This is a genomic window from Stenotrophomonas sp. 3(2025) (assembly GCF_052665395.1).
Genome location: NZ_JBQOIF010000004.1, coordinates 227,029 through 251,860, shown reverse-complemented (window position 1 = coordinate 251,860; position 24,832 = coordinate 227,029). Strand labels below are relative to the sequence as shown.

Below are 24,832 nucleotides of genomic sequence, written 5' to 3'. Positions count from 1 at the left end.
AGTACGGTTGCGGGGGACGCTGCAAGTACGTCCCTGTAAGCTCGGTCGCGCCATCCATGGCGCTCACGCCCCCGCAACCGGACCCACCCCGCCTTCGACAGGTTCCCGCGATCGGTTGGAATGGCGTTGCCTGCTCTTGGTGGGTGTCGACCTTGGTCGACACGTAGATCCACGCCATGCGTGGATGAATTTCCGCGATTGAAAATCGCTCAACCGGTCTCGTACAGCTCCAGCGGCAGGTCGTCGGGGTCGGCGAAGAAGGTGAAGCGGCGGCCGGTGTATTCGTCCACGCGGATCGGTTCGCATTCCACGCCGTGGCGCGCCAGGCGTTCGATGAAGGGCTCCAGCGCGGCTACCCGGAACGCGAGATGGCGCAGGCCCTGGGCTTCGGGGCGGCTGGGCCGTGCGGGGGGCGAGGGGAAGGAGAACAGCTCCAGCTGGCCGCCATCGGGCAGGGCCAGGTCCAGTTTCCACGAGTCGCGTGCCGCGCGGTGGTTCTCGGCCAGTATGTGCAGGCCCAGCACGCGCACGTAGAAGTCTTTCGAGCGGGCGTAGTCGCTGCAGATCAGTGCGGCATGGTGGATGCCCAGCAGGCCGGTGGTCGTGGTGGTCATTGCAGGGTGTCCAGCCAGCGCTGGGCGATCTTCAGCGCCAGCGGATAGGGTTCGGGGGCGTTGCGGTTGCTCAGCACGATGACTGTCAGGTGCTTGTCCGGGTAGCGCAGGATCACGTTGCGGAAGCCGATGCTTTCGCCGCTGTGCCAGTGCATGCGGCCATTCAGGCGCCAGCCGAAGCCGTAGTGCGGTACGTCCGCTTCGGTGGTGGCGGTGGCCGGGCTGAACATGGCCTTGCGTGATGCGGTCGACAGCAGGCGGTCGTCGTACAGGGCCGCGTCCCAGCGGGCGAGGTCGTCCAGCGAGGAGTAGATGCCGCCGTCGCCGAGCACGGCGCTGGTGGTGCTCTGGTCGGTACGTTGCCAACGTCCGTCAACTTCGCTGTAGCCATAGGCACGCTGCGCGACCTGGTCGATCCCGTCCTGGTGGGCTACGGTATGCGCCATGCCCAGCGGCTGGAAAATGCGCTGCTGCAGGAAGCTGGCAAAGTCGCTGCCGGCGGCGCGGCCGACGATCAGCGCCAGCAGTGCGTAGCCGCTGTTGCTGTAGCGGTACTGGCTGCCGGGTGCGAAGGCGAGTCGATCTTCGCGGGCCAACAGCGCCAGCACATCGGTGTCGTGCACCTGCCGGCTGTCGGCAGGGTCCATCAGGTCTTCGTAGTCCAGCATGCCGCTGGTGTGCGACAGCAACTGGCGCAGGGTGATGCCGGCAGCAGCGGGTGGCAGCTCCGGCAGCCAGCGCCGCGCGGGCTGGTCCAGCGCCAGGCGGCCGTCCTCGACCAGCAACAGCACCGCCGCAGCGGTGAACTGCTTGCTGACCGAGGCCAGGCGGAAGTTGCTGGCCGGCGTCACTGCACTGCCATCTTCAACCACGGCCAGGCCGTAGCCGCGACGGAACACCGGCTGCCCGTCGTGCAGCACCAGCACCGCCGCGCCCGGCACCTGGCCGTCGTAGGCCTCCATCAGTCCATCGATGCCTGCATCCGGCGGTGCCAGCAGTGCCGCTGCCAATGCTATCGACGGCAGTAGAGCGAGAACCGTGGCACACAGCAGGGCGGCAGGGCGCATGGCAGCTCCGTGGCGGTCAGGGCGCGGGCGCAGGCGTTGCAGCGGCCGGCTGCGCCAGCCAGCGCTCGATCTTGTGGTCCAGTACATCCAGCGGCATCGAACCGTCCTTCAGCACTTCGGCATGGAAGCGGCGCAGGTCGAACGCAGCGCCCTGGCGTGCCTTGGCCTTGTCGCGCAGGGCGATGAGCGTGGTCAGGCCGGCGACGTTGGACAGCGCCTGCCCAGGCTGGGCCATGATCCGTTCCACTTCCGCGTTGGCATCGTCAGCGCTCATGTCCACGGTTTTCTGCAGATAGGTCACGGCCTGCTGCTTGCTCCAGCCCTGCGCATGCACGCCGGTATCGGCGACCACGCGCGCGGCGCGCAGCAGGCGCGAATACAGATAGCCGATGCGGTCGTACGGATCGGTGTACGCGCCGAGCTCGTCGCCCAGGGTTTCCGCGTACAGGCCCCAGCCTTCGACGAAGGCGAGGTCACCGCCGAGGCGGCGGAAGCGCGGCAGCTTGGTCAGTTCCTGCTGCAGGCCCAGCTGCACATGGTGGCCGGGAATGGCTTCGTGCAGGTACTGCACCGGCACGTTCCAGCGCTTGCGGCTGGGCAGGTCGCGGGTGTTGACGAACAGCACGCCGGGTTGTCCCGGCGGCGACGGCTGGTAGGAGGCTGCGGCGGCGGTCATGGCACGCTCCGGTTCCACTGCACGGATCTGCAGCGGCGCCTTCGGCAGGGTGTCCAGTACCTGCGGCAGGCGTGCATCGACCTGCTGCTGCACCTGCCGGTAACGGTTGAGCAGCGCGTTGGCATCGCTGTACTGGAACTGGCGGTCGTTGCGCATGCTGCGCAGCAGCTTGGCCTGCGAACTGCGCAGCTTGCCGTCGCGCATCACCGTGGTGATCTGCGCCTGCAGCTCCTGTACACGCTGCTCGCCCAGCGCATGCAGCTGCGCGGCGGTCTGCTGGCTGGCGGTGGTCTGCACGATCAGGTTGGCGTACCAGGCCTGGCCGTCGGGAAGTGCGCCAAGACCGCTGCTGCTGCGCGTGGCAGGCAGGTATTCGGTGGCGATGAAGCCACGCAGGGCGCGGTAGGCCGGCATGATGCGCAGTTCGATCATGCGCTTGTACTCGGCGCTGATGCGCGCCTTGTCTTCGGCGGAGATGGACTCGGGCATGGTCCGGATCGGCGACCAGAAGATGCTCTCTTCGGCGGTCGGCTTGATCACCGCGTCCAGCTGCGGCAGTACCTTTTCCATCAGGTCGCGCGGCTGCACCACGCCGGCCTTCATGCCCTGGCGCATGTTGTCGATGGCCTGCTCGAACAGGTCGGGGATGCCCAGCGAGCGTCGCGACCAGGTGTCGTAGTCCTTGGCCGTATTGAATGGCTGTGCGCCAGCACCGGCGCCGAGGATGGCCATGATGCTGCCGACGTTGTAGTACTGGCTGATCGGCATCATCCAGCTCGGATAACGCTCGGCGGCCAGCGATGCGCGGGCATCACGCACGAAGATCTCGTAGCTGAGCAGGTCCTGCCCCTGCAGGCCGTCGCTGCCGATCTTCTCGACCTTGCCCAGCCATTCGGTGGTGAAGTCGTGCGATTGCTGGCGCCACGCGGCGGACAGGATGTTGGGCAGCTGGTCGTTGTAGCGCGGCTCGCCCTGGAAGGTGGCCTGCAGCGGGTTCAACCGCATGGAGGCATCCCAGTATTCGTCGTACAGCCGCTCCAGCTGCACCTGCTTGGGCACCGCACGGGCAGGGGCGACCGGGCGCGGCGCGGCGCGGCGCGCCGAGCTGCCGCGGGCGGGCGTGGTGGCACGTGTGCCGGCGCGGGCCTTCGGCTTGGCCGCCTGGCGGGTCTGCGCGGCGGCGGGGCGGCTGCCCTTCTTCTTCGCTGCTTCGGCCGGCGGAACGGCGCTGAACAGGAACAACGCGGCGATGGCGGCGGCCAGGACGCGGGGGGAATACGGCATCAAGAAGCTTCCGTGGAACACAGACCGTGGAGCTTGCACGATCCGCGCGCGTACGGCCAGCGTGGGGGCGCAGTCAGCTTGCGCGTCGCTGGGGCTTCAGTCAGCCGCGGCCGCAGCGCGCAGGTCGGCGGCGCGGTGTTCGCCCAGATAGCGGGTGATTGCACGCCGCATCAGGTACAGCAACGGAATCAGGGCGATCGCAAAGCCCATCTTGTAGACGTAGTTGACGCTGCTCACTGCCAGGAACAGCGATGTCGGCCAGTGCTGCGGGCCGAGCACGAAGGCGATCCAGATCACCACGAAGCTGTCCACCAGCTGCGAGACCGCGGTGGAACCCGTGGCACGCAGCCATACATGGCGCTCGCCGGTTGCCTGGCGGATGCGGTGGAACACCGCCACGTCGATCAACTGGCCGAACAGGAACGCCACCAGCGAACCGGCGATGGTCCACATGCCCTGTCCGAACACCGCCGCGAACGCGGCCTGGTAATCGGGCACGCCGTGGGCATCCATCGAGGTCACCCACCAGCTGGCCGGTGCCAGCGAGATCGCCGCGAAGGCGAACAGGAAACCATAGGCGATCAGCACCACCGCCAGCCACGAGATGAAACGCACCCCGCGCTTGCCGAAGAATTCGTTGATGGTGTCGGTCATGATGAACACCACCGGCCACAGCAGCGTGCCGGCGGTGAAGCTCAACGAGCCGGTCTGGCCGAACAGGTTCCAGTTCAGCGGGTCGATGCCGAGGGTGTCTTCCAGGGCGAAGATCTTCACCCCGATCAGTTCGGCCAGCACCGCGTTGCCGCAGAAGAACGCAGCCAGCACGATGAACAGCAGGACCGCGCGGTCCTGCAGCGGGCGCGCGTGCGACGCCTCGCTCATCCGGAACGATCGCCGGCGCGGGTGAACGGAACGCTGGCTGGTGCCACTGCACCGCCGGAAATGATGAAGCTCATCGCCTGGTCCACCGTCCAGTCGGTCGGGGTGAGCAGTTCGACAGGCACGATCTCCAGATAGCCGGAGGTCGGGTTCGGCGTGGTCGGCACATAGACGGCCGCCAGTTCGCGGTCGGTGCCCTGTTCCTTGATGACCCGGGTGACCAGGCCCACCGACTTCATGTCGCGGTGCGGGAAGTCGATCAGCACCACGCGCTGGGTACTGCCCGGTTCGGTCTGCAGCATGTCCAGCAGCTTCTTGGCGCTGTCATAGATGATGCTGGCCAGCGGAATGCGCTTGATGACCGCGCCGACCCAGCGCAGCAGGCGCTGGCCGACCACGCGGCGGCTGGCCACGCCCACCGCCAGGATCACCAGCAGGGTGGCCAGCAGGGCAATGGTGTTCTGGATCCATTCGGCGCGGACCCAGCCGAGGTAGTGCGGGAAGCTGGTCGCGATCTGTTCGGACAGCGGCACCACCAGCGGGCTGGAGATGCCCGACAGCAGCACGAACACGAATTTGACCACCACCCAGGTCAGCCAGATCGGCAACAGGGTCAACAGGCCGGTCAGGAACAGGCGCTGCAGGGAGGGACGGGGAACCAGGGCGGGGGCATCGAGCGACATGCGCGCATTGTAGCGGTCGCGGCCGCTCGTTTACGCTGCCCGTTGGCGGCGCTGGCCATGCGGGGAAGGGATGCTGTGTTGAGGATGCTGCGGTGGTTGGGCTGGGCAATGCTGGGTCTGCTGGTGATCGCCATCGCGGCATGGCTGCTGTCGAGGTTCTGGCCGTTGTCGGCCGCCCAGCAGGAGGATGTCGGCCTGCTTGAAGCCGCGCATCGCAGCGAGGGCAGGAACGGCTTCGCTTTGCTGTGGACGCTGCCCTTCGATGGGCTGGACCTGGCCCAGCGTGAGGCGGTATTGGCCGAAGATCTGCAGCGCTGGCAGACGACGCCCACGCAGGCGTCGCATGCGTCGGTGCTGGCCGCCAGGCACGCGCCGTTGAATCTGGACCGGTCAGGTCGTTGTGCAGTCGGGCCGGTCGGCTGCCTGGCCCAGGTACGCGCTGATCCGCAGCGCTTCGCTGACGCCCACGCCGGGCATGCCGGCCTGCACGAGCGGCTGGCCCGGATGGCGGACTACGATCGCTTCGATTCCCCGTTCCGGCCCAGCGGAAACGAGCTGCTGCCTCTGCCGGCCTACGCGCCGCTGCTGGATGGGGCAAGTGCACAGGCATTGGCCTATCTGCAGGGCGATGTTGCCGGTGCCATCGAGGGCAGCTGCAGCGCGGTGCGGTTTGGCCGGCGGATGATGCGGACCGGCAGCACGCTGGTGGACAGCATGATGGGCGCCGCCGTGGTGCGGACCCATGCCGCACTGCTTGGCGAGATGCTGGTCGAGCAACCGCCGGATTACGCGCTGCCCGTCCCCTGCGAGGCGGCGCTGCAGCCACTGGACGCGGACGAACAGAGCCTGTGCCAGGCAATGCAGGGCGAATTTGCGATGAACAAGGCAGCGGTGGAAGCGTCCACGCAGACAACAGGCAGTCGTCTGCTGCTGGATCGCGACCACACCCTGGCCCGGATCGCCGGCAATTTCGGCTGGGCATGCCGGCCTGCTGCAGCCACGGCGCTGGCGGCCGACGTCCCGCTCCCTGTCTCGCCACCACTCGGATGGGATGTGCGCTGCATGGCCAATCCGCTGGGATGCACATTGAGTGCCATCGCCGGGCCGTCCTATGCGCCGTACGCGGCGCGCAGCCAGGATACGGCGGCGATGATCCGCCTGCTCGGCGCGCAGCGGTGGCTGCGGCAGCAGCCCGGGCCCGCCGACGAGGCGCTGGCGCGGTTGCCGGCGCAATGGCGTTCGCACGCCCGCACGCCCGAGGTGTCTGCCGATGGCCGCTACCTGCAGGTGCTGCGGCGCGGACCTGCGCGCGACGGCGAAGGCCCGCATCTGTCGATGCCGTTGCGGGCGGATTGACCCGCGCTCAGCCGCCGTCACCGAGCGGATTGAACGCCCAGCCATCGCCGACGCTGTCCAGCGTCCAGGGCTTGCGGTCACGCAGGGTCTGCCAGCGCACCTGTTCCTTGTCGTCCTGCATGCTGCCTTCGGTCAGCTTCACCTTGCCGGTGGAGTAGTTCACGCTGAGGCCCTCGGTCTGCCCGGAATTGCGCATCATCGTGTTGCGGTCGTAGCCGATCAGCGCGAAGTTGCCTTCCTGCCAGCGGAACGTGAACGTGGTGGTGCCCATCGACCAGCTGCCCGCGCTGGAGAACGAGTACAACCCAACCCGCAGTGCGCCGCGCTGGATCGACACGCCAGTGCCTTCGGCCAGCGCATCGCTGAGCACGGGCGAGTCCGGCCGCGGAATGAGCGTGTGGTTCTGCGCGGCCAGCACGTAACCGGACGGTCGCGCGAAGGCGATGGCGAGGATGCGCGGGTTGCTGTCATAAGGCGAAGGACCAAACCCATCGTGTTCGATGATGTTGCGCGGGTCCTGCTGGCGCAGCACCAGTGCGAGGTCTGCGCGCCCGTCCTGGTCGAGGTCGCCTTCGATCCTGTATTCCAGCGTCCAGCCGGCAGGTACGAAACCCTCGGCCGTGGCGGCCTGCGCGGGCACGGCGGGATAGCGCACCGGCGGCACGTCCAGTGCAGTGGCGGCGAAGGGCAGGGCGGTCAGTGCCGCAGCAAGAAAGAAAAGGCGCATTGCAGCCTCCATGGCAGGGCTGCAGAGGATAGCCGGGCGTGCGTCGGCCCGCTTTACCGTGCGTGTGGCTTCAGGCGCACGTAGACCTGCTTGCGTACCTGCGCAACCACCTCGCCGGCTTCGTCGACCACGTCGTTGCTGAACCAGCGCAGCACTTTTTCGCCACCGGCTGCCGCCGTGCGCAGTTCATCCAGCAGAGCGTCGTCGATGCGGAAAGACGTGCGCACCGTTCCACGACCGGGCTTGAGGAAATCGATCGCGCCGGCGCGATCCCAGACGTAGTAGTCGCGACCCAGCGTGTGCATCAGGCCCAGCATCCAGAACGGATCGGTCATCGCAAACAGGCTGCCACCGAAGTGGGTGCCGACGTAGTTGCGGTTCCAGGGGCGCAGACGCAGTTCCACGTCGATCTGCCGGTAGTCCGGGGTGATGCGGGTGACATGGATACCGGTGAACAGGAACGGTGGCCACAGGTTGATGCCGAAGCGGAAGGTGCTGGCTTTCATGCGGGAAACGGGCAGGGGACGGGGCGCCCAGTCTAACCATTCGCATGCGTATGCTGTAGCCCGCTGCGCCCCGACAGGCCTGCCGGGCGCTACGGCGCGGGCGTGCCGCCGTCGATCACATAGCCGTCGCGGCCATTGTCCTTGGCCCGGTACAGCGCGTTGTCGGCGCCTTCGACGAAATGATGCGGTTGCAGGTCGCCGTCAGGCACACGGGTGTAGACGCCGATGGTCAGGGTGACGCCTGTGTCGCTGCCATCGCCGGGCGGCGGCAAGGCACGGATGCAGGAGATCAGGTCTTCGATCACCTGCCGCGCGCCTTCAACCGGGGTGTCGGGCAGCACCAGTGCGAATTCGTCGCCGCCGTAGCGGGCAGCCATGTCGCGCGGGCGCCGGGCATGTGCCTGGATCAGGCGGGCCACTTCGCACAGCACGCGATCGCCGACCTGGTGGCCATGACGATCGTTGTGGTGCTTGAAGTGGTCGACGTCGATCAGGGCCAGGGTCAGTGGCTTGCCACTGCGGCGTGCCGCATCGCATTCCTGTTGCAGCGACTGTTCGAAGCGCAGGCGGTTGCCCAGTCCGGTCAGCGCATCACGGTTGGCCTGGCGGTGCCAGGAGGCGATGCGCCAGGTCGCCCACGCCGTCAGCACCAGCACGATGCCGAGCAGCGCGCTGGCCGGCGCCCACCAGAGGCTGCCGGTGCGCAGCAGCAGCCAGCTCAGCAGTGGCGCGGCCGGCAGCGAGCACAGCGCTACCACCCAGGGCAGGCGCAGCCCGAGCAGCAGCACGCACATGGCCACCAGCAGGCCGGCCAACGCGTCCTGCCAGGTGCGGGGCAACACGTCGATCTGCTTGTCCTGCAGCAGCATCGAGGCGATGTTGGCCTGGTACTCGCTGCCGCTCATCCAGTATTCGCGGGTGGTGGGGGTCAACAAGCGGGTGGAGATGCCGCTGGCCGTCATGCCCACCACGATGCGCCTGCCACGCAGCATCGAGGCATCCACGCGCCCTTCCAGCACATCGGCGTAGGACACCTGTGGCAGGCGTTCCGGTGGCCCGGCATAACGCACGCGCACGTAATCATTGCGGCGCCATTGATAGGGCGAGTCCAGCGCCGGGTCGGGGTCGGGCAGGCCCTGCGCGCGTTGCGGCGGCAGTCCGGTCAGCGCCAGGCCGAGCGCCGGCCAGTGCGCTTGGCCGATGCCGGCGTGCAGGTAGATCCCGCGGGCGACACCATCGCCGTCGACTTCAACGTCGCTGTGGCCGATGGCGGCTGCGCTGGCGGCAATCAGCGGGATCGGCAGCATTTCCTCGGCCATGCGGTCGCCGGCGGCCGGCGCGGCCAGCACCGGCAGCACCACGCGGCCATTGCGACGGATCGCCGCTGCCAGCTCGGCATCCTGCCGCGCATCGCGACGGTCGGGTTCGGACAGCATGAGGTCCAGCGCAACGCGCTCGGCACCGGCGTCGGTCAAGCGGTCAAGCAGGCGGGCATGCACCGAGCGCGGCCACGGCCACTGGCCCAGCCGCTGCAGGCTGCCTTCGTCGATGGCCACGATCAGCACGCTGGGGTCGGGGCGGTAATCCCAGCTGCCGACCATCAGGTCGTACGCGGTCTCGTCCTGCCGCCACAGCCACTGGCCATGGCTGACCACCGCCGTCGCTACACCTGCCAGCAGGGCCAGCAGGATCCGTCGCGACCACGGCAGCGGCGAGCGCCTCACAACAACAGCCACAGCAGCAGGGCCCCGCCGCTGGCGCCGTAGCACAGGCGACACGGCAGCTTGACCTGCTGGGCGGGCGAGAACGGGCCAGCATGGCCGTCGTCATCGATGTACTGCACGCGGATGTGCAGCGTGCCGCGCCACGGTCGCCTGAAGCTGACCTGTGGTTGGTCGACGGTGGTATCGAGCAGCGGCGCGCTGAAGTCGCCGCGACGATCGACCTGCACCCGGTAGCGCTGCCCATCGCTTCCCGCCTGCCAGCGCAGGGTCAGTTCGCCATCGGCGGCTTCGGGCGGCTGCAGGGCCGGGTCTACCGGTTCATCGGTCAGTTGCAGCGCCACGGCCTGGCCATAGCGACCCTGGTGGCCCTGGCCATCACGCGAAGCGATCCGCCAGTAGTACTGGCCGGGAGGCAGCGGCTCGCCCAGGCGCAGGTCGGTGCCGCCGGTGCTCTGCTCGAGCAGCGGCTGCAGGAACTGCGGCTCGTCGGCCACCTGCAGCACACTGCTGCTGGCACCGGGTGCCTGGCTCCAATGGAAGCGGGGACGGTCGCTGTTGACCGCCTGTCCCTGCAGCGGGGAAATGGTCAGCGGCGGTGGCGGCTGGTCGTTGAGGACGAAATCCTCGCTGGCATCCAGGCCTTCCACGCCCTGTGCATCCACCGCGCGCAGCAGCAGGCGTAGCGTTCCCGGCGGCAGCTCGCCGATCACCAGCCGGATGTCGGCGGTGTCGGCGGCAAACAACAGGATTTCCGGGGTGGCGGCCTGCACGACTTCCACCCGGTAGTGATCGGCGCCGGTCACCGGCTCCCATGCGAGCCGGGCCGGCAGGGCGCCCAGGCGGGTCGCATCGGCACGCAGGCGCGGTGCCGGCAGCAAGCCGGAAACCGCTTCGGGCGCCATGCCGTTGCCGGCGCTGCGGCTGGCCTGGCCAGGGTGCACCAGGCGCTGGCCATGCGGGTTGCCGACCTGCACTTTGCCTTCCAGCACTTCGGTGGCGCCGGCATGGGCATCATCGCCGGCACTGACCCGGAACACGGTGCCGCGCACGCTGCTGGTGGCCGTGGGGGCATCGATGATGTAGCGAGAGGCCGGCCCGCGCGCAGGGGTGACCCGGTTGCTGGCGCGCCCCTGCTGCAGGCGCAGGCGGGTATCGACCATGCCGGTACGGCCATAGCGGCTGAGCTGGTCCAGGCGCAGGCGAGAGTATTCGCGCAGCTGCAACCGCGACGCATCGGCGAACTCAAGGGTGATGCTGGAATCGGCCTTGGTCTGGATCGCATCGCCGATGTGCAGCTGTTCGCCTGCGCGCACGGCGCGGCTGCTGCTGCCATCGGCCGCGCTCAGTTCAACCTGCCCACGCACGGCCAGTACCCGCGCCGGGGCGGGCTCAACGCGCAGCCAGCCGATCGGGAAGCGCAGCAGTTCACCCGGCGGCAGCCGGTACGGGTTGTCGATGCGGTTGTGCTGCTGCAGCTGCTGCCAGCCGACGCTGGGCTTGAGGTAGGCCGCGCCGAGATCCCACAGGGTATCGCCGGGGCGGACCCGGTAGTTCCAGTCCTGCGCGCCGGCGAGCGCCGGCCACAGGCAGAGGGCACACAGCAGCGTGCGCAGGAAATACTTGATGAAAGACGACGAGCGGCCAACGGTCACGGATAGCTGTCCCGGCAAAGCGGGGGCGCAGCAGCAAGACCCCATGGCCCCGACCTCATCCCCCCGAACGGATCGTGGCGGCCCTGGGGCCACCATCGCGGGCATTATTGCCCGCGTTCAGTGCAGGGATTCTGAACGATGCCGGTGCCGTTCAGAACAGCAGGGAGGCCATCCGGCGCCGCGAACGGCCGACCAGGTCTTCATCAGAGATGACATTGAAGGCGTCGATCAGGGCCTTGCGCGGCAGTCCGTCCTGGAAACCGCGGTCGATCCGCAGCATCTCCAGGAACTGTTCCAGTGCCGCTTCGTCCTCGCCGGCCAGCAGCAGCTGCACACCGCGCAGGTGGCGTGCCTGCAGATCCTTGCCGTCGGCGGCGATGCGCGCATCCAGCTCCTCGGCTGGCGGCGCGTCCTTCAGCGCGGCGGCGAAGGTGAGCCGGGCGCGGCCACGCACGGCGCGGTCGTCGGTGGCCAGGTTGGCGGGCAGGGCATCGATCAGGGTGCCGGCTTCGTCCACGCCGCCGACCTGCAGCAGCGCCAGGGCCAGGTCGAGCTTCAGCTCATCCTTGTCCGGCTCGGCGGCGATCTGCGCACGCAGCACGTCCACCTGCGCCTGCGGGTCCAGCGGCGCTTCGTCTTCGGCGATGGTGTCGCCGACATCAGCCGGCACAACGCCGTGCTGGGCCAGGAATTCACGCAGCTGGCCTTCCGGCAGGGCGCCGGGGAAGCCGTCCACCAGCTGTCCACCCTTGACCAGGAATACGGTGGGCACCGAACGGATCTGGAAGGCCGCCGCGATCTGCTGTTCCTTGTCCACGTCGACCTTGGCCAGCTCGAACGCGCCGTTGTATTCGCCGGCCAGCTTCTCCAGCATCGGGCCGAGGGTCTTGCACGGTTCGCACCAGGTCGCCCAGAAATCCACCAGGACCGGCGTCTGCAGCGACTTCTGCAGCACTTCCGCCTCGAAGGTGGCAGTGGTGGCATCGAATACGTAGGTCGTCTCGGTCATGGGGCATCGTTCGGCATCTGGAGACCGATTCTATGGTGACGAACCTTGCCGGTCTCAACCCTGCGGCCGCGCCCACCATGAAATCGCGGACGGCTTGGCGCAGGTGCCGGCTGCCGTGACAATGGCCTGATGTTCTCCTGAAGAGTGGCTGCAATGTCCGTGGTTCGGCTGGATCGTTGGGTAGGCATGCTCGCCGCAGCCCTGTTCGTGCTGTCGGTGGCCGGCTTCGGTGCGGCCCTGCCGGACTATTCGCAGGCGATGCATCCGGTGACCTGGCTGGGCGCACGCGGCATCCCCCATGCGCTGGGCTTCAACCTGCTGGGCCTGGTGCTGCCGGGTGCACTGGCGGTGGTCGTGGCCGAGCGCCTGCGCCGGCAGCTGCCGGTGGACGCTGCCTGGACGGCACGCGTGGGCAGCCAGATGCTGCTGCTGGCCGGTCTCGCCTTCATCGCGATGGGCCTGCTGCCGCTGGATTTCGAAGACCAGATGGACATGCAGGGCCCGGCCAGCAAGCTGCACGCCAGCGTGTGGATGGTCTGGGCATTGGCGTTTGTCGCCGGCAGCGTGATGCTGGGTGCGGCGCGGCTGCGGCATTCCGGCGGGCGCAGGCTGGGCCTGCTGTCGCTGGCCTGCGGAGTCGGTGCCGGTCTGCTGGCGTTCGGCCTGCCGGGGGTACTGCCGGCGGCGCTGGCGCAGCGGTTGGCCTTTGCCTGCTGGGCGCTCTGGCTGGCCCTGGCCATGCCCCTGTCGCGCGGGCGCTGAGACGCTTCCCGCAGCCGCACCGCGCGCTGGTCCGGCAGGCAGGATTGGAGCCATTTGCCGCACTGCGGTACGCTGTACCGCTTTGCCGCCGCAACCGCGTGTTACATGACCAGCGTCGAACCCAACGTTTACGATCCGCAGCAGGTTGAATCCGCCGCCCAGCAGTACTGGGATGCTACCCGTGCCTTCGAGGTCGATGAAGCCTCGGACAAGCCGAAGTACTACTGCCTGTCGATGCTTCCGTATCCGTCCGGTGCGCTGCACATGGGCCACGTGCGCAACTACACGATCGGCGACGTGATCAGCCGCTACAAGCGCATGACCGGCCACAACGTCCTGCAGCCGATGGGCTGGGACGCGTTCGGCCTGCCGGCGGAAAACGCCGCGATCAAGAACAAGACCGCGCCGGCCGCCTGGACCTACAAGAACATCGACCACATGCGCAGCCAGCTGAAGTCGCTGGGCTATGCCATCGACTGGTCGCGCGAGTTCGCCACCTGCCGCCCGGACTACTACGTCCACGAGCAGCGCATGTTCACCCGCCTGATGCGCAAGGGCCTGGCCTACCGCCGCAACGCCGTGGTGAACTGGGACCCGGTCGACCAGACCGTGCTGGCCAACGAGCAGGTCATCGACGGCCGTGGCTGGCGCTCCGGCGCGCTGGTGGAAAAGCGCGAGATCCCGCAGTGGTTCCTGCGCATCACCGACTACGCCCAGGAACTGCTGGACGGCCTGGATGAACTGGACGGCTGGCCGGAGTCGGTCAAGACCATGCAGCGCAACTGGATCGGCCGCTCCGAGGGCCTGGAAATCCAGTTCGATGTGCGTGATGTCGATGGCACCGCACTGGATCCGCTGCGCGTGTTCACCACCCGTCCGGATACCGTGATGGGCGTGACCTTCGTGTCGATCGCGGCCGAGCACCCGCTGGCCCTGCATGCGGCGAAGAACAACCCGGAACTGGCTGCGCTGCTGTCGGAAATGAAGCAGGGCGGCGTGTCCGAGGCCGAGCTGGAGACCCAGGAAAAGCGCGGCATGGATACCGGCCTGCGCGCCATCCACCCGGTCACCGGCGAGAAGGTGCCGGTGTGGGTCGCCAACTTCGTGCTGATGGGCTATGGCACCGGCGCGGTGATGGCCGTACCGGGCCACGACCAGCGCGACAATGAATTCGCCAACAAGTACAACCTGCCGATCCGCCAGGTCATCGCGCTGAAGTCGCTGCGCAAGGACGAGGGCGCCTACGACGCGACGCGCTGGCAGGACTGGTACGGCGACAAGACCCGCGAGACCGAACTGGTCAACTCCGACGAATTCGACGGCCTGGACTTCCAGGGCGCCTTCGAAGCGCTGGCCGAGCGTTTCGAGCGCAAGGCCCAGGGCCAGCGCCGGGTGAACTACCGTCTGCGCGACTGGGGCGTGAGCCGCCAGCGCTACTGGGGTTGCCCGATTCCAGTGATCTACTGCGACAAGTGTGGTGCGGTGCCGGTGCCGGAAGACCAGTTGCCGGTGGTGCTGCCCGAAGACGTCAACTTCGTCGGCACCGGTTCGCCGATCAAGGCCGATCCGGAATGGCGCAAGACCACCTGCCCGGACTGCGGCGGCGCGGCCGAGCGTGAGACCGACACCTTCGACACCTTCATGGAGTCGAGCTGGTACTACGCCCGCTACACCTCCCCGGGCGCCCGCGATGCGGTCGACAAGCGTGGCAACTACTGGCTGCCGGTGGACCAGTACATCGGTGGCATCGAGCACGCGATCCTGCACCTGATGTATTTCCGCTTCTACCACAAGCTGCTGCGCGACGCGCGGATGGTGGACAGCAACGAGCCGGCGCGGAACCTGCTGTGCCAGGGCATGGTGATCGCCGAGACCTACTACCGCCCGAACCCGGACGGCTCGAAGGACTGGATCAACCCGGCCGATGTGGAAGTGCAGCGCGACGAGCGCGGCCGCATCACCGGCGCGACCCTGATCGCCGATGGTCAGCCGGTGGTGGTCGGTGGTACCGAGAAGATGTCCAAGTCGAAGAACAACGGCGTGGACCCGCAGGCGATGGTCGGCAAGTACGGTGCCGACACCGTGCGCCTGTTCTCGATGTTCGCTGCACCGCCGGAACAGTCGCTGGAATGGAATGAAGCCGGCGTTGACGGCATGGCCCGCTTCCTGCGTCGCCTGTGGGCGCAGGTGCACAAGCACGCTGCCGACGGCGCCGCACCGGCGCTGGACGCAGCCGCGCTGGATGCCAGCCAGAAGGCCCTGCGCCGCAAGACCCACGAGACCATCGGCAAGGTCGGTGACGACTACGGCCGTCGTCACAGCTTCAATACCGCGATTGCCGCAGTGATGGAGCTGATGAACGCGCTGGCCAAGTTCGAGGACGGCAGTGAACAGGGGCGCGCCGTGCGCCAGGAAGCGCTGCAGGCCATCGTGCTGCTGCTCAACCCGATCACCCCGCATGCCAGCCATGCCCTGTGGCAGGTGCTGGGCCATGGCGAAACGCTGCTGGAAGACCAGCCGTTCCCGCAGGCCGACGGCAGTGCGCTGGTTCGCGACGCGCTGACCCTGGCCGTGCAGGTCAATGGCAAGCTGCGCGGCACGATCGAGGTCGCCGCCGATGCCGCCCGCGAACAGGTTGAAGCGCTGGCGCTGGCCGAGCCGAACGCGGCCAAGTTCCTGGAAGGCCTGACGGTGCGCAAGATCATCATCGTCCCCGGCAAGATCGTGAACATCGTCGCCGCCTGATGTACCCGGCACCGGCCGCCACCATGGCGGCCGGTGCATTGTCGCCACGCCGGGCGCGCCCAGCCGATGGCCCTGCGTTCACGCGGCCTCGGGCACCCTGTCTGTTGCCGTGATCGCCCGGCTCCGCCAGACTGTCTCCATGACCCGAATCCTGCTTGCCCTCGTTCTCGTCCTCGGCCTCGCCGGCTGCGGTTTCCACCTGCGCAACAAGTTGATGCTGCCGACCGACACGGCCCCGGTGAAGGTGGTCTCCACCGCGCCCTACAGCGAGCTGGTCAAGCTGTTGAACCGCAGCCTGCTGGCATCCGGTGCACGCTTGGCCGATGAGGACAGCAAGGGCCCCAATGCCCAGCTGCAGGTGCTGTCCGAACGCTGGGGCGACCTGCCCATCGCGATCGACTCGCAGGGCCGCGCGCAGGAATACAGCCTGCGCTATGCGGTGATCTTCATCTTCCGCCGCGAAGACGGCAGCGAGCTGGTGCCGCAGCAGGTGATCGAACTGTCGCGCGACTACGTGTCGCCGCCGACCGACGCCACCGGTACCACCACCGAACGCGAGATCCTGGCCGATGAACTGCGCCGGGAAATGTCGGCCTCGATCATCCGCCGCATCGACAGCGTGGTCCGCGCCGAACTGGAAAAGGGCGGCAGCCTGTCGGCGCCGAAGCCGGTCGAGCCCGCACCCGCCGTCCAGCACTGAGCCGGGCGCCCGATGGAACTGCGACCGGAACAGTTGGCCGGCCAGGGCGCTGACACGGCGCTGGCGCCGGTCTACCTGATCGCCGGTCCGGAAACGCTGCGTGTGCTGGAGGCGGCTGATGCCGTGCGTGCCCGTGCACGTGCGGCCGGCATCGACGAGCGCGAAGTGTTCGATGCCGATGGCCGTGATTTCGACTGGAACCAGCTCGACGCCAGCTTCAATGCCCCCAGCCTGTTCAGTGCCCGCCGCCTGGTGGAAGTGCGCCTGCCCAGCGGGAAGCCGGGCAAGGATGGCAGTGAGGTGATCAGCCGGTTCTGCGCCAACCCGGCGCCGGACGTGATCCTGATGATCACCGCCAATGAATGGAGCAAGGCCCACCAGGGCAAATGGGCCGAGGCGGTGAACCGCGTCGGCGTGCTGTCGGTGGCCTGGGCCATCAAGCCGCATGAGCTGTCGGACTGGATCGAACGCCGCCTGCGCAGCAGGGGCCTGCGCGCCGAACCGGCGGCCGTGCAGCGCTTGGCCGAACGCGTGGAAGGCAACCTGCTGGCGGCTGCGCAGGAGATCGACAAGCTCGTATTGCTGGCCGACGGCCAGACCCTGGACGTGGAACGGATGGAGTCGCTGGTGGCCGATGCCGCCCGCTACGACGTGTTCCGGTTGGTGGAAGCCACCTTCTCCGGCCAGCCCCAAGCGGTATTGAGGATGCTGGCCGGGTTGCGCGGCGAAGGCGAGGCCGTCGCCGCGCTGATGCCTATCGTGATCCGCGAGCTGTTGGCCGGTGCCGGCCTGGCACGGGTACAGGCACGTGGCGGCAATCTGGCGGCGGAGATGAAATCCCGCGGTATCTGGGAATCGCGGCAGGCGCCCTACAAGCGCGCGCTGCAGCGGCACCCGGAAGGCAAGCGCTGGGAGCGTTTCGTGGCCGAAGCAGGGCTGGTTGACCGCATCGCCAAGGGCCGCGCAGACGGTGATGCCTGGCTTGCACTTGAGCGCCTGCTGGTGGCGGTGGCCGAGGCACGTGCGGTGCGCCTGCTCGCCCGGGCCTGATCCATGAGCCTGCGGATCTACTACGGGGGCACCTTCGACCCGGTGCATCTGGGCCATCTGGCAATCGCGCGCGCCGCACGGGATGAGCTGCAGGTGGCGGTGCGCATGTTGCCTGCTGCCGATCCGCCGCATCGGCCAGCGCCCGGCGCCAACGCCGAACAACGCTGCAACATGCTCGGCCTGGCCATCGGCGATGAGCCGGGCCTGCTGCTGGACCGGCGCGAGCTGGATCGGGCCGAGCGCTTCCCTGGCCGACCGTCCTATACCGTCGATACCCTGCGCGAACTGCGTGCCGAACTGGGCCCCAGCCGCCCGCTGGCGTGGCTGGTCGGGGCCGACAGCCTGCTGGGCCTGCCCAGCTGGCACGAGTGGCAGGCGCTGTTCGGTCTGGCTCATTTCATCGTTGCCGAGCGGCCCGGCAGCCCGCTGCGGGCCAGTGTCGACGGCGCGCTGGGCCAGGCCACCGAGGGGCGCTGGGCCGACAACGAGCAGGCCCTGTTCACCAGCCCGGCTGGCCGCATCCTGCGCCTGCACCATCCGTTGCGGGTGGAATCGGCCAGTGCCGTGCGCGCCCAGATCGCCGCGGGCGGCCCTTGGCGGGCCATGCTGGCGCCAGCGGTGGCCGACTATGTTTCTGGCCATGGCCTGTACCGCTCCCGCACCTCGTGAATACGGTTGCCGCGCTGTGCCCGTATAATCGCCCCCACGTTTATCGAGTCGACCCGCTTTGAGCAACCAGACCCAGCCCCAGACCATCAAGGTCGATCTGCCCAGCCCGCCGCCCTCCGTGCCGGAACTGCTGGCCAGCGTCCGTCAAGCCACCGAAGACCTGAAGGCCAAGGACCCGGTCGAGATCGACGTACGCGGCAAGTCCAGCGTCGCCGACTACATGGTGGTCGTGTCGGGTACTTCGACCCGCCATGTGAAGTCCATCGCCGACGAAGTCGTGCGCTTTGCCAAGAACATCGACGTCATGCCGCTGGGTGTTGAAGGCGAGCGTGAAGCCGAATGGGTGCTGGTCGACCTGGGCGACGTCATCGTGCACGTGATGCTGCCGCGCGTGCGAGAGTTCTATGCGCTCGAGCGCCTGTGGACCGTTGGCGACCAGCCGCCGTCCTACGATGACGACGAAGTGGCCTGAGCCATTCGTTGATGCGGTTTTCGACGGCGCCGATGGCGCCGTCGACGTTTTGGAGGAATGTGGATGAAAGCCCGCCTGATCGCCACCGGCGAACGCGCGCCCAGCTGGGTGGCGCAGGGGTTTGCCGAGTACCAGAAGCGGCTCTCGCACTGGCTGCCCTTTGAACTGGTGGAGATCGAGCCCGGCCTGCGTGGCAAAGGGCGCGATGCACGCCGCGCCACCGAGGACGAGGGCAAGCGGGTGATCGCTGCGTTGCCGAAGAATGCCTATGTCGTTGCGCTGGACGTACCGGGCCGCCAGCTCAGTTCCGAACAGCTGGCGCAGCGCCTGGAACACTGGCGTGGACAGGGCAGGGACCTGGCGTTCCTGATCGGCGGCCCGGAAGGGCACTCGCCGGAAGTGTCTGCGCTGGCCGACGAAAAGTGGTCGATCGGCCCGCTGACGCTGCCGCACATGCTGGTGCGGCTGGTGGTGGCCGAGCAGTTGTATCGCGCTGCTGCGATGTTGGCCAATCACCCCTACCATCGCGCGTGAAGAGTCGTTATACTGGCGGTCTGCCCGAATAGCTCAGCCGGTTAGAGCACTTGACTGTTAATCAGGGGGTCGTTGGTTCGAGTCCAACTTCGGGCGCCACATTCAAGAGGCCTGCATCGCAAGATGCAGGCCTTTTTTGTTGCGTCGTGCCGTGCAGCCGCGTGCGGCGGTGGATCCACGCCATGCGTGGATGCATTGCGCGCGATCTTTGGAGCGGACTCGACTCTACACTGCAGGTCCATCACGTGGATGTTGACGATGCGCGCTCGCTTTGCATTTCGCCTGCTGATGGCCCTGCTGCCATTTACCGCATCGGCCGCCGCGCCTGCCACCTGGCAACCGCCGGCCGGTACCACCGAATTCCCTCTGTGGCCCGATGGGCAGGTGATGGCGCCACCGAAGCTGAAAGGCCGCGAGCAGGTCAGCGAAACCGTGTCCAGGGCCAGTGGCGAGCGCTGGATGATGTTGCAGAATGTGGCCGTGCCCACGCTCACCGTGTTCCCGGCGAAAGGCTCGCCCAACGGCACGGCAGTGATGGTGATACCGGGTGGTGGCTACAACGTGCTGGCGATCGACCTGGAAGGCAGCGAGATCTGCGATTGGCTGACCGAGCAGGGCGTCACCTGCGCACTGCTGAAGTATCGCGTACCGGCGTCGGGACCGAACTGGGATCGCGAATGCAACTGCCGCGACATTCCGGCCGTGCCGATGGCCTTGCAGGATGCGCAGCGGGCAATGGGCCTGCTGCGTGCGCAGGCCGCGCGCTGGAAGATCGATCCACAACGGTTGGGCGTGATCGGCTTCTCGGCCGGCGGCCATGTGGTGGCGGGGGTGAGCACGCATGCGCAGCGCAGCTATGCACCGCTGGATGCGGCCGATGTGCAGTCCAGCCGGCCGGATTTCGCGATGCTGCTGTATCCAGGGCATCTCTGGGTACGCAAGGATGATTCGCTGGAAAAAGACATCGTGGTCGACGCAAAGGCGCCGCCGACGTTCATCGTGCAGGCCGCCGATGATCCGACGGACGATGTCCGTCACGCACTGGTCTATCACCGCGCACTGATCGGGGCCGGCGTGCCGGTTGAAATGCATCTGTTCGCGCACGGCGGCCACGCGTTCGGCCTGCGCCTGAAAGATGCACCGGTGTCGGCATGGCCCAGCCTGGCAGAACGCTGGATGCATGACATCGGCATGCTGACGAAGCACTAGCGTCGGGCGTGGCTCGGCCTTACAAGGTCAGCGCGTCACGGGCGAACGCCACCAGCGTCGCGATCGCCACCACCAGGATCGCACCGAACAACACCCCTTCCCACTGTGTGAAAACCCGCTCGCCACGCTGGCGCCGGGTCAATGCGTACAGCACTACGCCTGGCACATACAGCAGTACCGACAGCAGCAGGTTGTCCAGGCCACCGGCATACACCAGCCACAACGCATAGGCGCTGGCCAGCAGCGCGACGATGAAGTCGCGCCAGCGGGCACCGGCCGCGCTGGCGTATGCCTCGCCCCGCCAGGCCAGCTTCACGCCGAATGCGCTGGACAGGAAGTACGGCACCAGGCTCATCGACGCCGCCAGCAGCACCAGGCTGGTGTAGCTGCCCGAGTTGAACAGCACCAGCAGCAGGAACAACTGGATGAGGCCATTGCTCAACCACAGCGCATTGGCGGGCACGCCACGCGCGTTCTCGCGGCCGAGGAAGGCCGGCATCGTGCCATCGCCAGCGGCGGCAAACAGCACTTCGGCGCACAGCAGCACCCACGCCAGCAGCGCGCCCAGCACCGAGATGATCGAGCCGATGATGATCACCGTCGCGCCCCATTCGCCAACGATCGCGCGCAGCACATAGGCCATCGAGGGATTGGGCAGACCGGCCAGTTCGACCTGCGACAACACGCCCATCGACAGCAGGCTGACCAGCACCAGCAGCAGCCACACGCCGAGGAAGCCGATCACCGTGGCGCGGCCGACATCGGCGCGTCGTGCCGCGCGCCGCGAATAGATGCTGGCACCTTCAATGCCGATGAACACCCACACGGTGACCAGCATCATGCCGCGCAGCTGCTGGCCCATGTCGCCCAGCGCGGGGGCGCCAAAGAAGTCGGCGCGGAACACGTCCATGCGGAATGCGCCGGCTGCCAGGATCAGGAACAGCGCAATCGGCACCAGCTTGGCCACGGTGACCAGGCCATTGATGATCGCCGCGGTGCGCAGGCCACGCAGTACCAGCAAGTGCACGGTCCACAGCAACAGCGACGATGCGGCGATGGCGGCCGGTGTATTGCCTTCGCCGAACACCGGTGCGAAGTGGCCGAGACCGCTGAAGATCAGTACGAAGAAACTGGCGTTGCCGAGCACCGAAGCGACCCAGTAGCCCCAGGCGGCGGAGAAACCGATGTAGTTGCCGAAACCTTCGCGCGCATACGCATAGATGCCGGTGTCCAGGTCGGGGCGACGATTGGCCAGGGCCTGGAACACGAAGGCAAGCATCAGCATGCCGGCACCGCTTACCGCCCAGCCGATCAGCGCGGCGGCCGGGCCGGCGCTGCGCGCCACGTTCTGCGGCAGCGAGAAGATGCCGGCGCCGACCATCGAACCGACCACCAGTGCGGTCAGTGCGGCCAGGCCGAGGCGTTGGTTGGATGAGGGCATCACGTGCGGCGCAGGTGTCGGGATGCCCATGATGGACGCTGTCGCGTGTGGAAAAAAGCAAAGGCCCGGGCGTGAGCCCGGGCCTTTGCAGGTGAAGCGGCAGCGGTATTACTTGAAGGTGTACTTGAAGCCGACGGTGTAATAACGGCCCAGCGCACCGGAGAAGTGCATCGGGTTGTAGTTCACGCCGCCGTAGGTGGTCGGATCGAGCGGGGCGATGCGGTCGAACACGTTCGCCACCGAGGCGTTGAGTTCGAACGAATCGTTGATGCTCCAGCGACCGGACAGGTCCATCGTGGTGAACGAAGAAATCTTCTTCACCGGCTCGCCATCGGCGTAGAAGGCCAGGTAGTCGCCGCCACGCTTGTCCTTGTTCTCCATCTTGCTGATGTAGTTGGCAACGGCGCTGACGCTCCACGGCCCCTGCTTCCAGGTGGTGCCGAAGTTCACCTTGTCCTTCGGCGTGCCGATGCAGTTGGTGACATCGCAGTTGCCGTGGGTACCCACGTAGTCAACCGTGTCGCCACCTTCGGTACGCTCGAACTTCAGGATGTGGCTCCACTGCAGGTCCAGCTCCAGCTGGCCCGGGCCGATATCGAAGGTCTGGCGGATATCGGTATCGATACCGCGCACGCGCGACGAGCTGGCATTCACGTAGGCGGTGTTGACTGCCAGGATGGTGCCGCTGTTGGCCACGCCATTGAGATCGTTGCTGTCACGCAGGACGTTGCCGGCGAGGATCGCCGCCGAAGTGCTGCCCTGCACGATTTCGTTGGTGCGCTTGATCTGCCAGGCATCGACGGTCATCGAGGTGGACGAGGTCGGCTGCAGCACGATGCCGACCGAGTAGCTCTTGGACTCTTCCGGCTTCAGCAGCTTGTTCGGCTTGGTGATGATCGCCACCGAGTTTGCGCCGCACTCCGCTGCGTTGTTGCCGCTGATCTGGCAACGAATCGGGTCGACCGCGGTGGAGAAGGCCGCCAAGCCACCGTCACCGTTCTCGGCCGGGTTCGGCGCGCGGAAGCCTTCGGCGTAGCTGGCGCGCAGGGCGATCCAGTCGGCCGGGGTCCACTTCACGCCCAGCTTCGGCGTGGCCTTGCCTTCACCGCTCTCGTACTTGTCGTAACGCATGGCGGCCGACAGCTCCAACTGCTCCAGCACCGGTGCGGACAGTTCGACGTAGCCTGCGTACACGTTCTGGGTGCCGTCGTAGGCCGAATAGCCCAGGCCGATGATGTCGCCGGTGTCGGTGAAGGTCTGCGGGGTCAGGCTGTTGCTGGTCTTGCGCCATTCGGTGCCGAACGCCAGGCCCAGCGGGCCACCCTTCAGGTCCATCAGGCTGCGCGACATGGTGAAGTCGAACATGTCCAGGCTGGACTTGGCGCGTGCACTGATCATCGGCGAGATGAAGTCGTACAGTGCCTGCGAGTTCTGGCCGGCGTTGTCGCCGATGCGCCACACGCCACCGGCGCAGTTCGGGTTGGCCAATGCACAACGCACGTTGTCGTAGTTCAGGAAGCCGGTGCGCTTGTTGGTCAGGTCGGTGCCCGAGTGCAGGTAGGCGGTGTCGTAGCTCCAGTCACCCCAGTTGCCCTTCACGCCAACCAGGAAGCGGTTGAACTCGTTGGTGTTGTCGGTAACGCGCGGGCCGACGTCCCAGGCCGAGTAGCGCAGGCGCACCGGCGCACCGGTCGGGTTGTCCGGGTGGGTGGCACCGAGCGTAGTGGCGCCCGAGCCGCTGTTGGCGTTGACCGGACCGCCGGGATAGCCCCAGCCGCCGGATACGCCGGACGGGGTATTGCTGAAGATCGTCTGCTTCTTCGAGTAGCCGATCTCGGTGTAGACCTCGCCGCCTTCACCGAAGGCGAAGCTGGCGCGACCGAACACGTTGACGTATTTCTCTTCCGGAATCAGGTCGCGGTACTGCTGCGCCGGATCGAACAGGCAGCCGTCGGTGGCGATGCTGGCAGGGGTCTGGCCACCGATGGTGGTCAAGCCCGCGCAGCCCGGCAGCGGGACCAGATGACCGGTCGCGTCCAGGTAGGAGCCGTTCGGACCGGAACCGCCCGAGGTGCCGCCACGGGTGTACGCGCCGCCCAGGAACTGCGCGGTCTTGTCATAGCCCCACTGGCGGGTGTCGCCCGTGCCGATCCACTTGCGGTTCTTGCGGTCGCTGATCTTGATGGCGTCGGTCTTGCCGACGTCCAGGCTGAAGAATGCATTCCAGCCGTCGCTGGCCAGGTCGCCGGTACCCGCGGTCAGGGTCGCCTTCCTGGCGTCGCCGTCGCTGTCGCCGGACAGGCCGTAGGAACCGCGCAGGATCACGCCCTGGAAGTCGCTGCGCAGGATGATGTTGACCACGCCGGCGATGGCGTCGGAGCCGTAGATCGCCGAGGCGCCGTCCTTCAGCACTTCAACGCGTTCGACAGCGTCGAGCGGGATGGTGCTGAGGTCGGTGAACACCTTCTGGCCGTCATCGGCCAGGCCATAGGTGGCCATGCGGCGGCCGTTCAACAGCACCAGCGTGGAGCCGGCACCCAGGCCGCGCAGCGAAATGCCGGCGCCGCCACCGGCGAAGCCGTTGCCGAAGGTCTTGGGAATGGAGCCGGCACCATCAGCGGTGATGGTCTGCAGGTACTCGGCCAGCGAGGTCTTGCCGGTGCGATCGATTTCCTGGCGGGTCACCACCTGCACCGGCGACGGTGTCTCGGTGTTGGTGCGCGGGATGTTCGAACCGGTGACGGTGATCCGGTCAAGGTTGGTGGCCTGTTCCTGCGCGAAAGCAGAAGAGGAAGCCACGGCCCCGGCGAGCAGCAGGGCACCGCCGGTGAGGATATGGGTGATGGACGTTGCCAGGTGGTTGCGGCGGCGGCTGGCGGGCCGTTGGATCGGGTGTTTCACAGCTTCTCTCCTGACTGGAAAACTCGAGCATTGAGGGCTGTCTCCGGTGTGTCCCGGGACGCGTCAATCTAGGTTTCCGGCAGGTGACGAAGGTGTGAAGTTTTACTAAATTCGTAACGGTTTTCCAACGAAGTTCAAATAACCGGGCAGCTTGGCCCTGTTCGGGCCCATT

21 protein-coding genes and 1 tRNA gene are annotated in these 24,832 nt (G+C 67.3%); 10 read left to right on the top strand and 12 right to left on the bottom strand.

The annotated features are described in order from the left end of the window. Positions 1-209 precede the first annotated feature (209 nt). The 5 genes from gloA2 to ACUXVE_RS05275 form a co-directional block, all read right to left on the bottom strand. Entirely contained in the window at positions 210-614 is a 405-nt protein-coding gene (gene gloA2, locus ACUXVE_RS05295; protein WP_445513951.1) for an SMU1112c/YaeR family gloxylase I-like metalloprotein, read from the bottom strand. After that, complete coding sequence (locus ACUXVE_RS05290) at positions 611-1,681, bottom strand: serine hydrolase domain-containing protein (RefSeq protein WP_445513950.1); 1,071 nt, start codon at positions 1,679-1,681, stop codon at positions 611-613. The genes gloA2 and ACUXVE_RS05290 overlap by 4 nt, the downstream gene beginning before the upstream one ends. A gap of 16 nt (positions 1,682-1,697) precedes the next feature. Beyond that, entirely contained in the window at positions 1,698-3,641 is a 1,944-nt protein-coding gene (locus ACUXVE_RS05285; RefSeq protein WP_222388615.1) for a DUF885 domain-containing protein, read from the bottom strand. A gap of 96 nt (positions 3,642-3,737) precedes the next feature. Continuing rightward, positions 3,738-4,523, bottom strand: a complete 786-nt coding sequence (locus tag ACUXVE_RS05280; RefSeq protein WP_025879090.1) for a queuosine precursor transporter — start codon at positions 4,521-4,523, stop codon at positions 3,738-3,740. Next, complete coding sequence (locus ACUXVE_RS05275) at positions 4,520-5,203, bottom strand: DUF502 domain-containing protein (RefSeq protein WP_132824507.1); 684 nt, start codon at positions 5,201-5,203, stop codon at positions 4,520-4,522. Before ACUXVE_RS05275 ends, ACUXVE_RS05280 begins: the two co-directional genes overlap by 4 nt. An 84-nt stretch (positions 5,204-5,287) precedes the next feature. Here ACUXVE_RS05275 and ACUXVE_RS05270 point away from each other — a divergent pair, with 84 nt between their 5' ends. Continuing rightward, a complete protein-coding gene (locus ACUXVE_RS05270) occupies positions 5,288-6,559 on the top strand; it encodes a hypothetical protein (protein ID WP_445513949.1) in 1,272 nt (423 codons plus the stop codon). Positions 6,560-6,566: 7 nt separating this feature from the next. Here the strand turns inward: ACUXVE_RS05270 and ACUXVE_RS05265 are convergent, their stop codons facing one another. The 5 genes from ACUXVE_RS05265 to trxA form a co-directional block, all read right to left on the bottom strand. After that, the gene (locus ACUXVE_RS05265; RefSeq protein WP_093821147.1) at positions 6,567-7,286 is read right to left on the bottom strand and encodes a hypothetical protein; all 720 of its coding nucleotides are present in this window, start codon (positions 7,284-7,286) and stop codon (positions 6,567-6,569) included. A 53-nt stretch (positions 7,287-7,339) separates the two neighbouring features. Continuing rightward, positions 7,340-7,792 carry a DUF4442 domain-containing protein gene (locus ACUXVE_RS05260; RefSeq protein ID WP_032975063.1) on the bottom strand — a complete coding sequence of 151 codons (453 nt, stop codon included), beginning with the start codon at positions 7,790-7,792 and terminating at the stop codon, positions 7,340-7,342. 89 nt (positions 7,793-7,881) lie between these two features. Then, a complete protein-coding gene (locus tag ACUXVE_RS05255) occupies positions 7,882-9,516 on the bottom strand; it encodes a CHASE2 domain-containing protein (RefSeq protein WP_093821151.1) in 1,635 nt (544 codons plus the stop codon). Next, positions 9,513-11,213 (bottom strand): FecR domain-containing protein, encoded by a 1,701-nt coding sequence (locus ACUXVE_RS05250; protein WP_445513948.1) that lies wholly within the window; start codon positions 11,211-11,213, stop codon positions 9,513-9,515. The genes ACUXVE_RS05255 and ACUXVE_RS05250 overlap by 4 nt, the downstream gene beginning before the upstream one ends. A gap of 106 nt (positions 11,214-11,319) precedes the next feature. Beyond that, positions 11,320-12,177, bottom strand: a complete 858-nt coding sequence (gene trxA / locus ACUXVE_RS05245) for a thioredoxin (RefSeq protein WP_222388618.1) — start codon at positions 12,175-12,177, stop codon at positions 11,320-11,322. A gap of 153 nt (positions 12,178-12,330) precedes the next feature. Between trxA and ACUXVE_RS05240 the strand changes: the two genes are divergently transcribed. The 9 genes from ACUXVE_RS05240 to ACUXVE_RS05200 all read left to right on the top strand — a co-directional run bounded on the left by ACUXVE_RS05240 (position 12,331) and on the right by ACUXVE_RS05200 (position 20,318). Next, positions 12,331-12,939 (top strand): DUF998 domain-containing protein, encoded by a 609-nt coding sequence (locus ACUXVE_RS05240; protein ID WP_445513947.1) that lies wholly within the window; start codon positions 12,331-12,333, stop codon positions 12,937-12,939. 105 nt (positions 12,940-13,044) lie between these two features. Then, a complete protein-coding gene (gene leuS / locus ACUXVE_RS05235; RefSeq protein ID WP_093821193.1) occupies positions 13,045-15,684 on the top strand; it encodes a leucine--tRNA ligase in 2,640 nt (879 codons plus the stop codon). Positions 15,685-15,823: 139 nt separating this feature from the next. After that, complete coding sequence (locus ACUXVE_RS05230) at positions 15,824-16,384, top strand: LPS-assembly lipoprotein LptE (RefSeq protein WP_445513946.1); 561 nt, start codon at positions 15,824-15,826, stop codon at positions 16,382-16,384. Between the two features lie 12 nt (positions 16,385-16,396). Further along, on the top strand, positions 16,397-17,434 hold the full coding sequence (gene holA, locus ACUXVE_RS05225) for a DNA polymerase III subunit delta (protein ID WP_222388620.1): 1,038 nt from the start codon (positions 16,397-16,399) through the stop codon (positions 17,432-17,434). A gap of 3 nt (positions 17,435-17,437) precedes the next feature. After that, positions 17,438-18,103 carry a nicotinate-nucleotide adenylyltransferase gene (gene nadD, locus ACUXVE_RS05220; RefSeq protein ID WP_222388621.1) on the top strand — a complete coding sequence of 222 codons (666 nt, stop codon included), beginning with the start codon at positions 17,438-17,440 and terminating at the stop codon, positions 18,101-18,103. 58 nt (positions 18,104-18,161) lie between these two features. Beyond that, positions 18,162-18,575: a ribosome silencing factor gene (rsfS, locus tag ACUXVE_RS05215; RefSeq protein WP_025879295.1), complete on the top strand. Its 414-nt coding sequence runs from the start codon at positions 18,162-18,164 to the stop codon at positions 18,573-18,575. Positions 18,576-18,638: 63 nt separating this feature from the next. Further along, a complete protein-coding gene (gene rlmH, locus ACUXVE_RS05210) occupies positions 18,639-19,109 on the top strand; it encodes a 23S rRNA (pseudouridine(1915)-N(3))-methyltransferase RlmH (RefSeq protein WP_025879294.1) in 471 nt (156 codons plus the stop codon). Positions 19,110-19,131: 22 nt separating this feature from the next. Then, a tRNA-Asn gene (locus tag ACUXVE_RS05205) sits at positions 19,132-19,208 on the top strand. A gap of 159 nt (positions 19,209-19,367) precedes the next feature. Beyond that, positions 19,368-20,318, top strand: coding sequence for an alpha/beta hydrolase (locus tag ACUXVE_RS05200; protein ID WP_445513945.1), 951 nt, complete (start codon positions 19,368-19,370; stop codon positions 20,316-20,318). A gap of 19 nt (positions 20,319-20,337) precedes the next feature. Here the strand turns inward: ACUXVE_RS05200 and arcD are convergent, their stop codons facing one another. Both arcD and ACUXVE_RS05190 read right to left on the bottom strand, forming a co-directional pair. Then, positions 20,338-21,759, bottom strand: a complete 1,422-nt coding sequence (gene arcD / locus ACUXVE_RS05195; RefSeq protein ID WP_222388622.1) for an arginine-ornithine antiporter — start codon at positions 21,757-21,759, stop codon at positions 20,338-20,340. 108 nt (positions 21,760-21,867) lie between these two features. Further along, positions 21,868-24,660 (bottom strand): TonB-dependent receptor, encoded by a 2,793-nt coding sequence (locus ACUXVE_RS05190; RefSeq protein WP_445513944.1) that lies wholly within the window; start codon positions 24,658-24,660, stop codon positions 21,868-21,870. Positions 24,661-24,832: the final 172 nt, after the last annotated feature.

What these genes read in the sequence shown, in the direction of transcription:
- ACUXVE_RS05275 (WP_132824507.1), bottom strand. Translation starts at nt 5,203, where the DNA reads ATGTCGCTCGATGCCCCCGCCCTGGTTCCCCGTCCCTCCCTGCAGCGC.
- ACUXVE_RS05200 (WP_445513945.1), top strand. Translation starts at nt 19,368, where the DNA reads ATGCGCGCTCGCTTTGCATTTCGCCTGCTGATGGCCCTGCTGCCATTT.
- ACUXVE_RS05260 (WP_032975063.1), bottom strand. Translation starts at nt 7,792, where the DNA reads ATGAAAGCCAGCACCTTCCGCTTCGGCATCAACCTGTGGCCACCGTTC.
- ACUXVE_RS05250 (WP_445513948.1), bottom strand. Translation starts at nt 11,213, where the DNA reads ATGGGGTCTTGCTGCTGCGCCCCCGCTTTGCCGGGACAGCTATCCGTG.
- arcD (WP_222388622.1), bottom strand. Translation starts at nt 21,759, where the DNA reads ATGCCCTCATCCAACCAACGCCTCGGCCTGGCCGCACTGACCGCACTG.
- nadD (WP_222388621.1), top strand. Translation starts at nt 17,438, where the DNA reads ATGAGCCTGCGGATCTACTACGGGGGCACCTTCGACCCGGTGCATCTG.
- ACUXVE_RS05280 (WP_025879090.1), bottom strand. Translation starts at nt 4,523, where the DNA reads ATGAGCGAGGCGTCGCACGCGCGCCCGCTGCAGGACCGCGCGGTCCTG.
- trxA (WP_222388618.1), bottom strand. Translation starts at nt 12,177, where the DNA reads ATGACCGAGACGACCTACGTATTCGATGCCACCACTGCCACCTTCGAG.
- ACUXVE_RS05230 (WP_445513946.1), top strand. Translation starts at nt 15,824, where the DNA reads ATGACCCGAATCCTGCTTGCCCTCGTTCTCGTCCTCGGCCTCGCCGGC.
- ACUXVE_RS05285 (WP_222388615.1), bottom strand. Translation starts at nt 3,641, where the DNA reads ATGCCGTATTCCCCCCGCGTCCTGGCCGCCGCCATCGCCGCGTTGTTC.
- ACUXVE_RS05240 (WP_445513947.1), top strand. Translation starts at nt 12,331, where the DNA reads ATGTCCGTGGTTCGGCTGGATCGTTGGGTAGGCATGCTCGCCGCAGCC.
- holA (WP_222388620.1), top strand. Translation starts at nt 16,397, where the DNA reads ATGGAACTGCGACCGGAACAGTTGGCCGGCCAGGGCGCTGACACGGCG.
- ACUXVE_RS05265 (WP_093821147.1), bottom strand. Translation starts at nt 7,286, where the DNA reads ATGCGCCTTTTCTTTCTTGCTGCGGCACTGACCGCCCTGCCCTTCGCC.
- ACUXVE_RS05290 (WP_445513950.1), bottom strand. Translation starts at nt 1,681, where the DNA reads ATGCGCCCTGCCGCCCTGCTGTGTGCCACGGTTCTCGCTCTACTGCCG.
- rlmH (WP_025879294.1), top strand. Translation starts at nt 18,639, where the DNA reads ATGAAAGCCCGCCTGATCGCCACCGGCGAACGCGCGCCCAGCTGGGTG.
- leuS (WP_093821193.1), top strand. Translation starts at nt 13,045, where the DNA reads ATGACCAGCGTCGAACCCAACGTTTACGATCCGCAGCAGGTTGAATCC.
- gloA2 (WP_445513951.1), bottom strand. Translation starts at nt 614, where the DNA reads ATGACCACCACGACCACCGGCCTGCTGGGCATCCACCATGCCGCACTG.
- ACUXVE_RS05270 (WP_445513949.1), top strand. Translation starts at nt 5,288, where the DNA reads ATGCTGCGGTGGTTGGGCTGGGCAATGCTGGGTCTGCTGGTGATCGCC.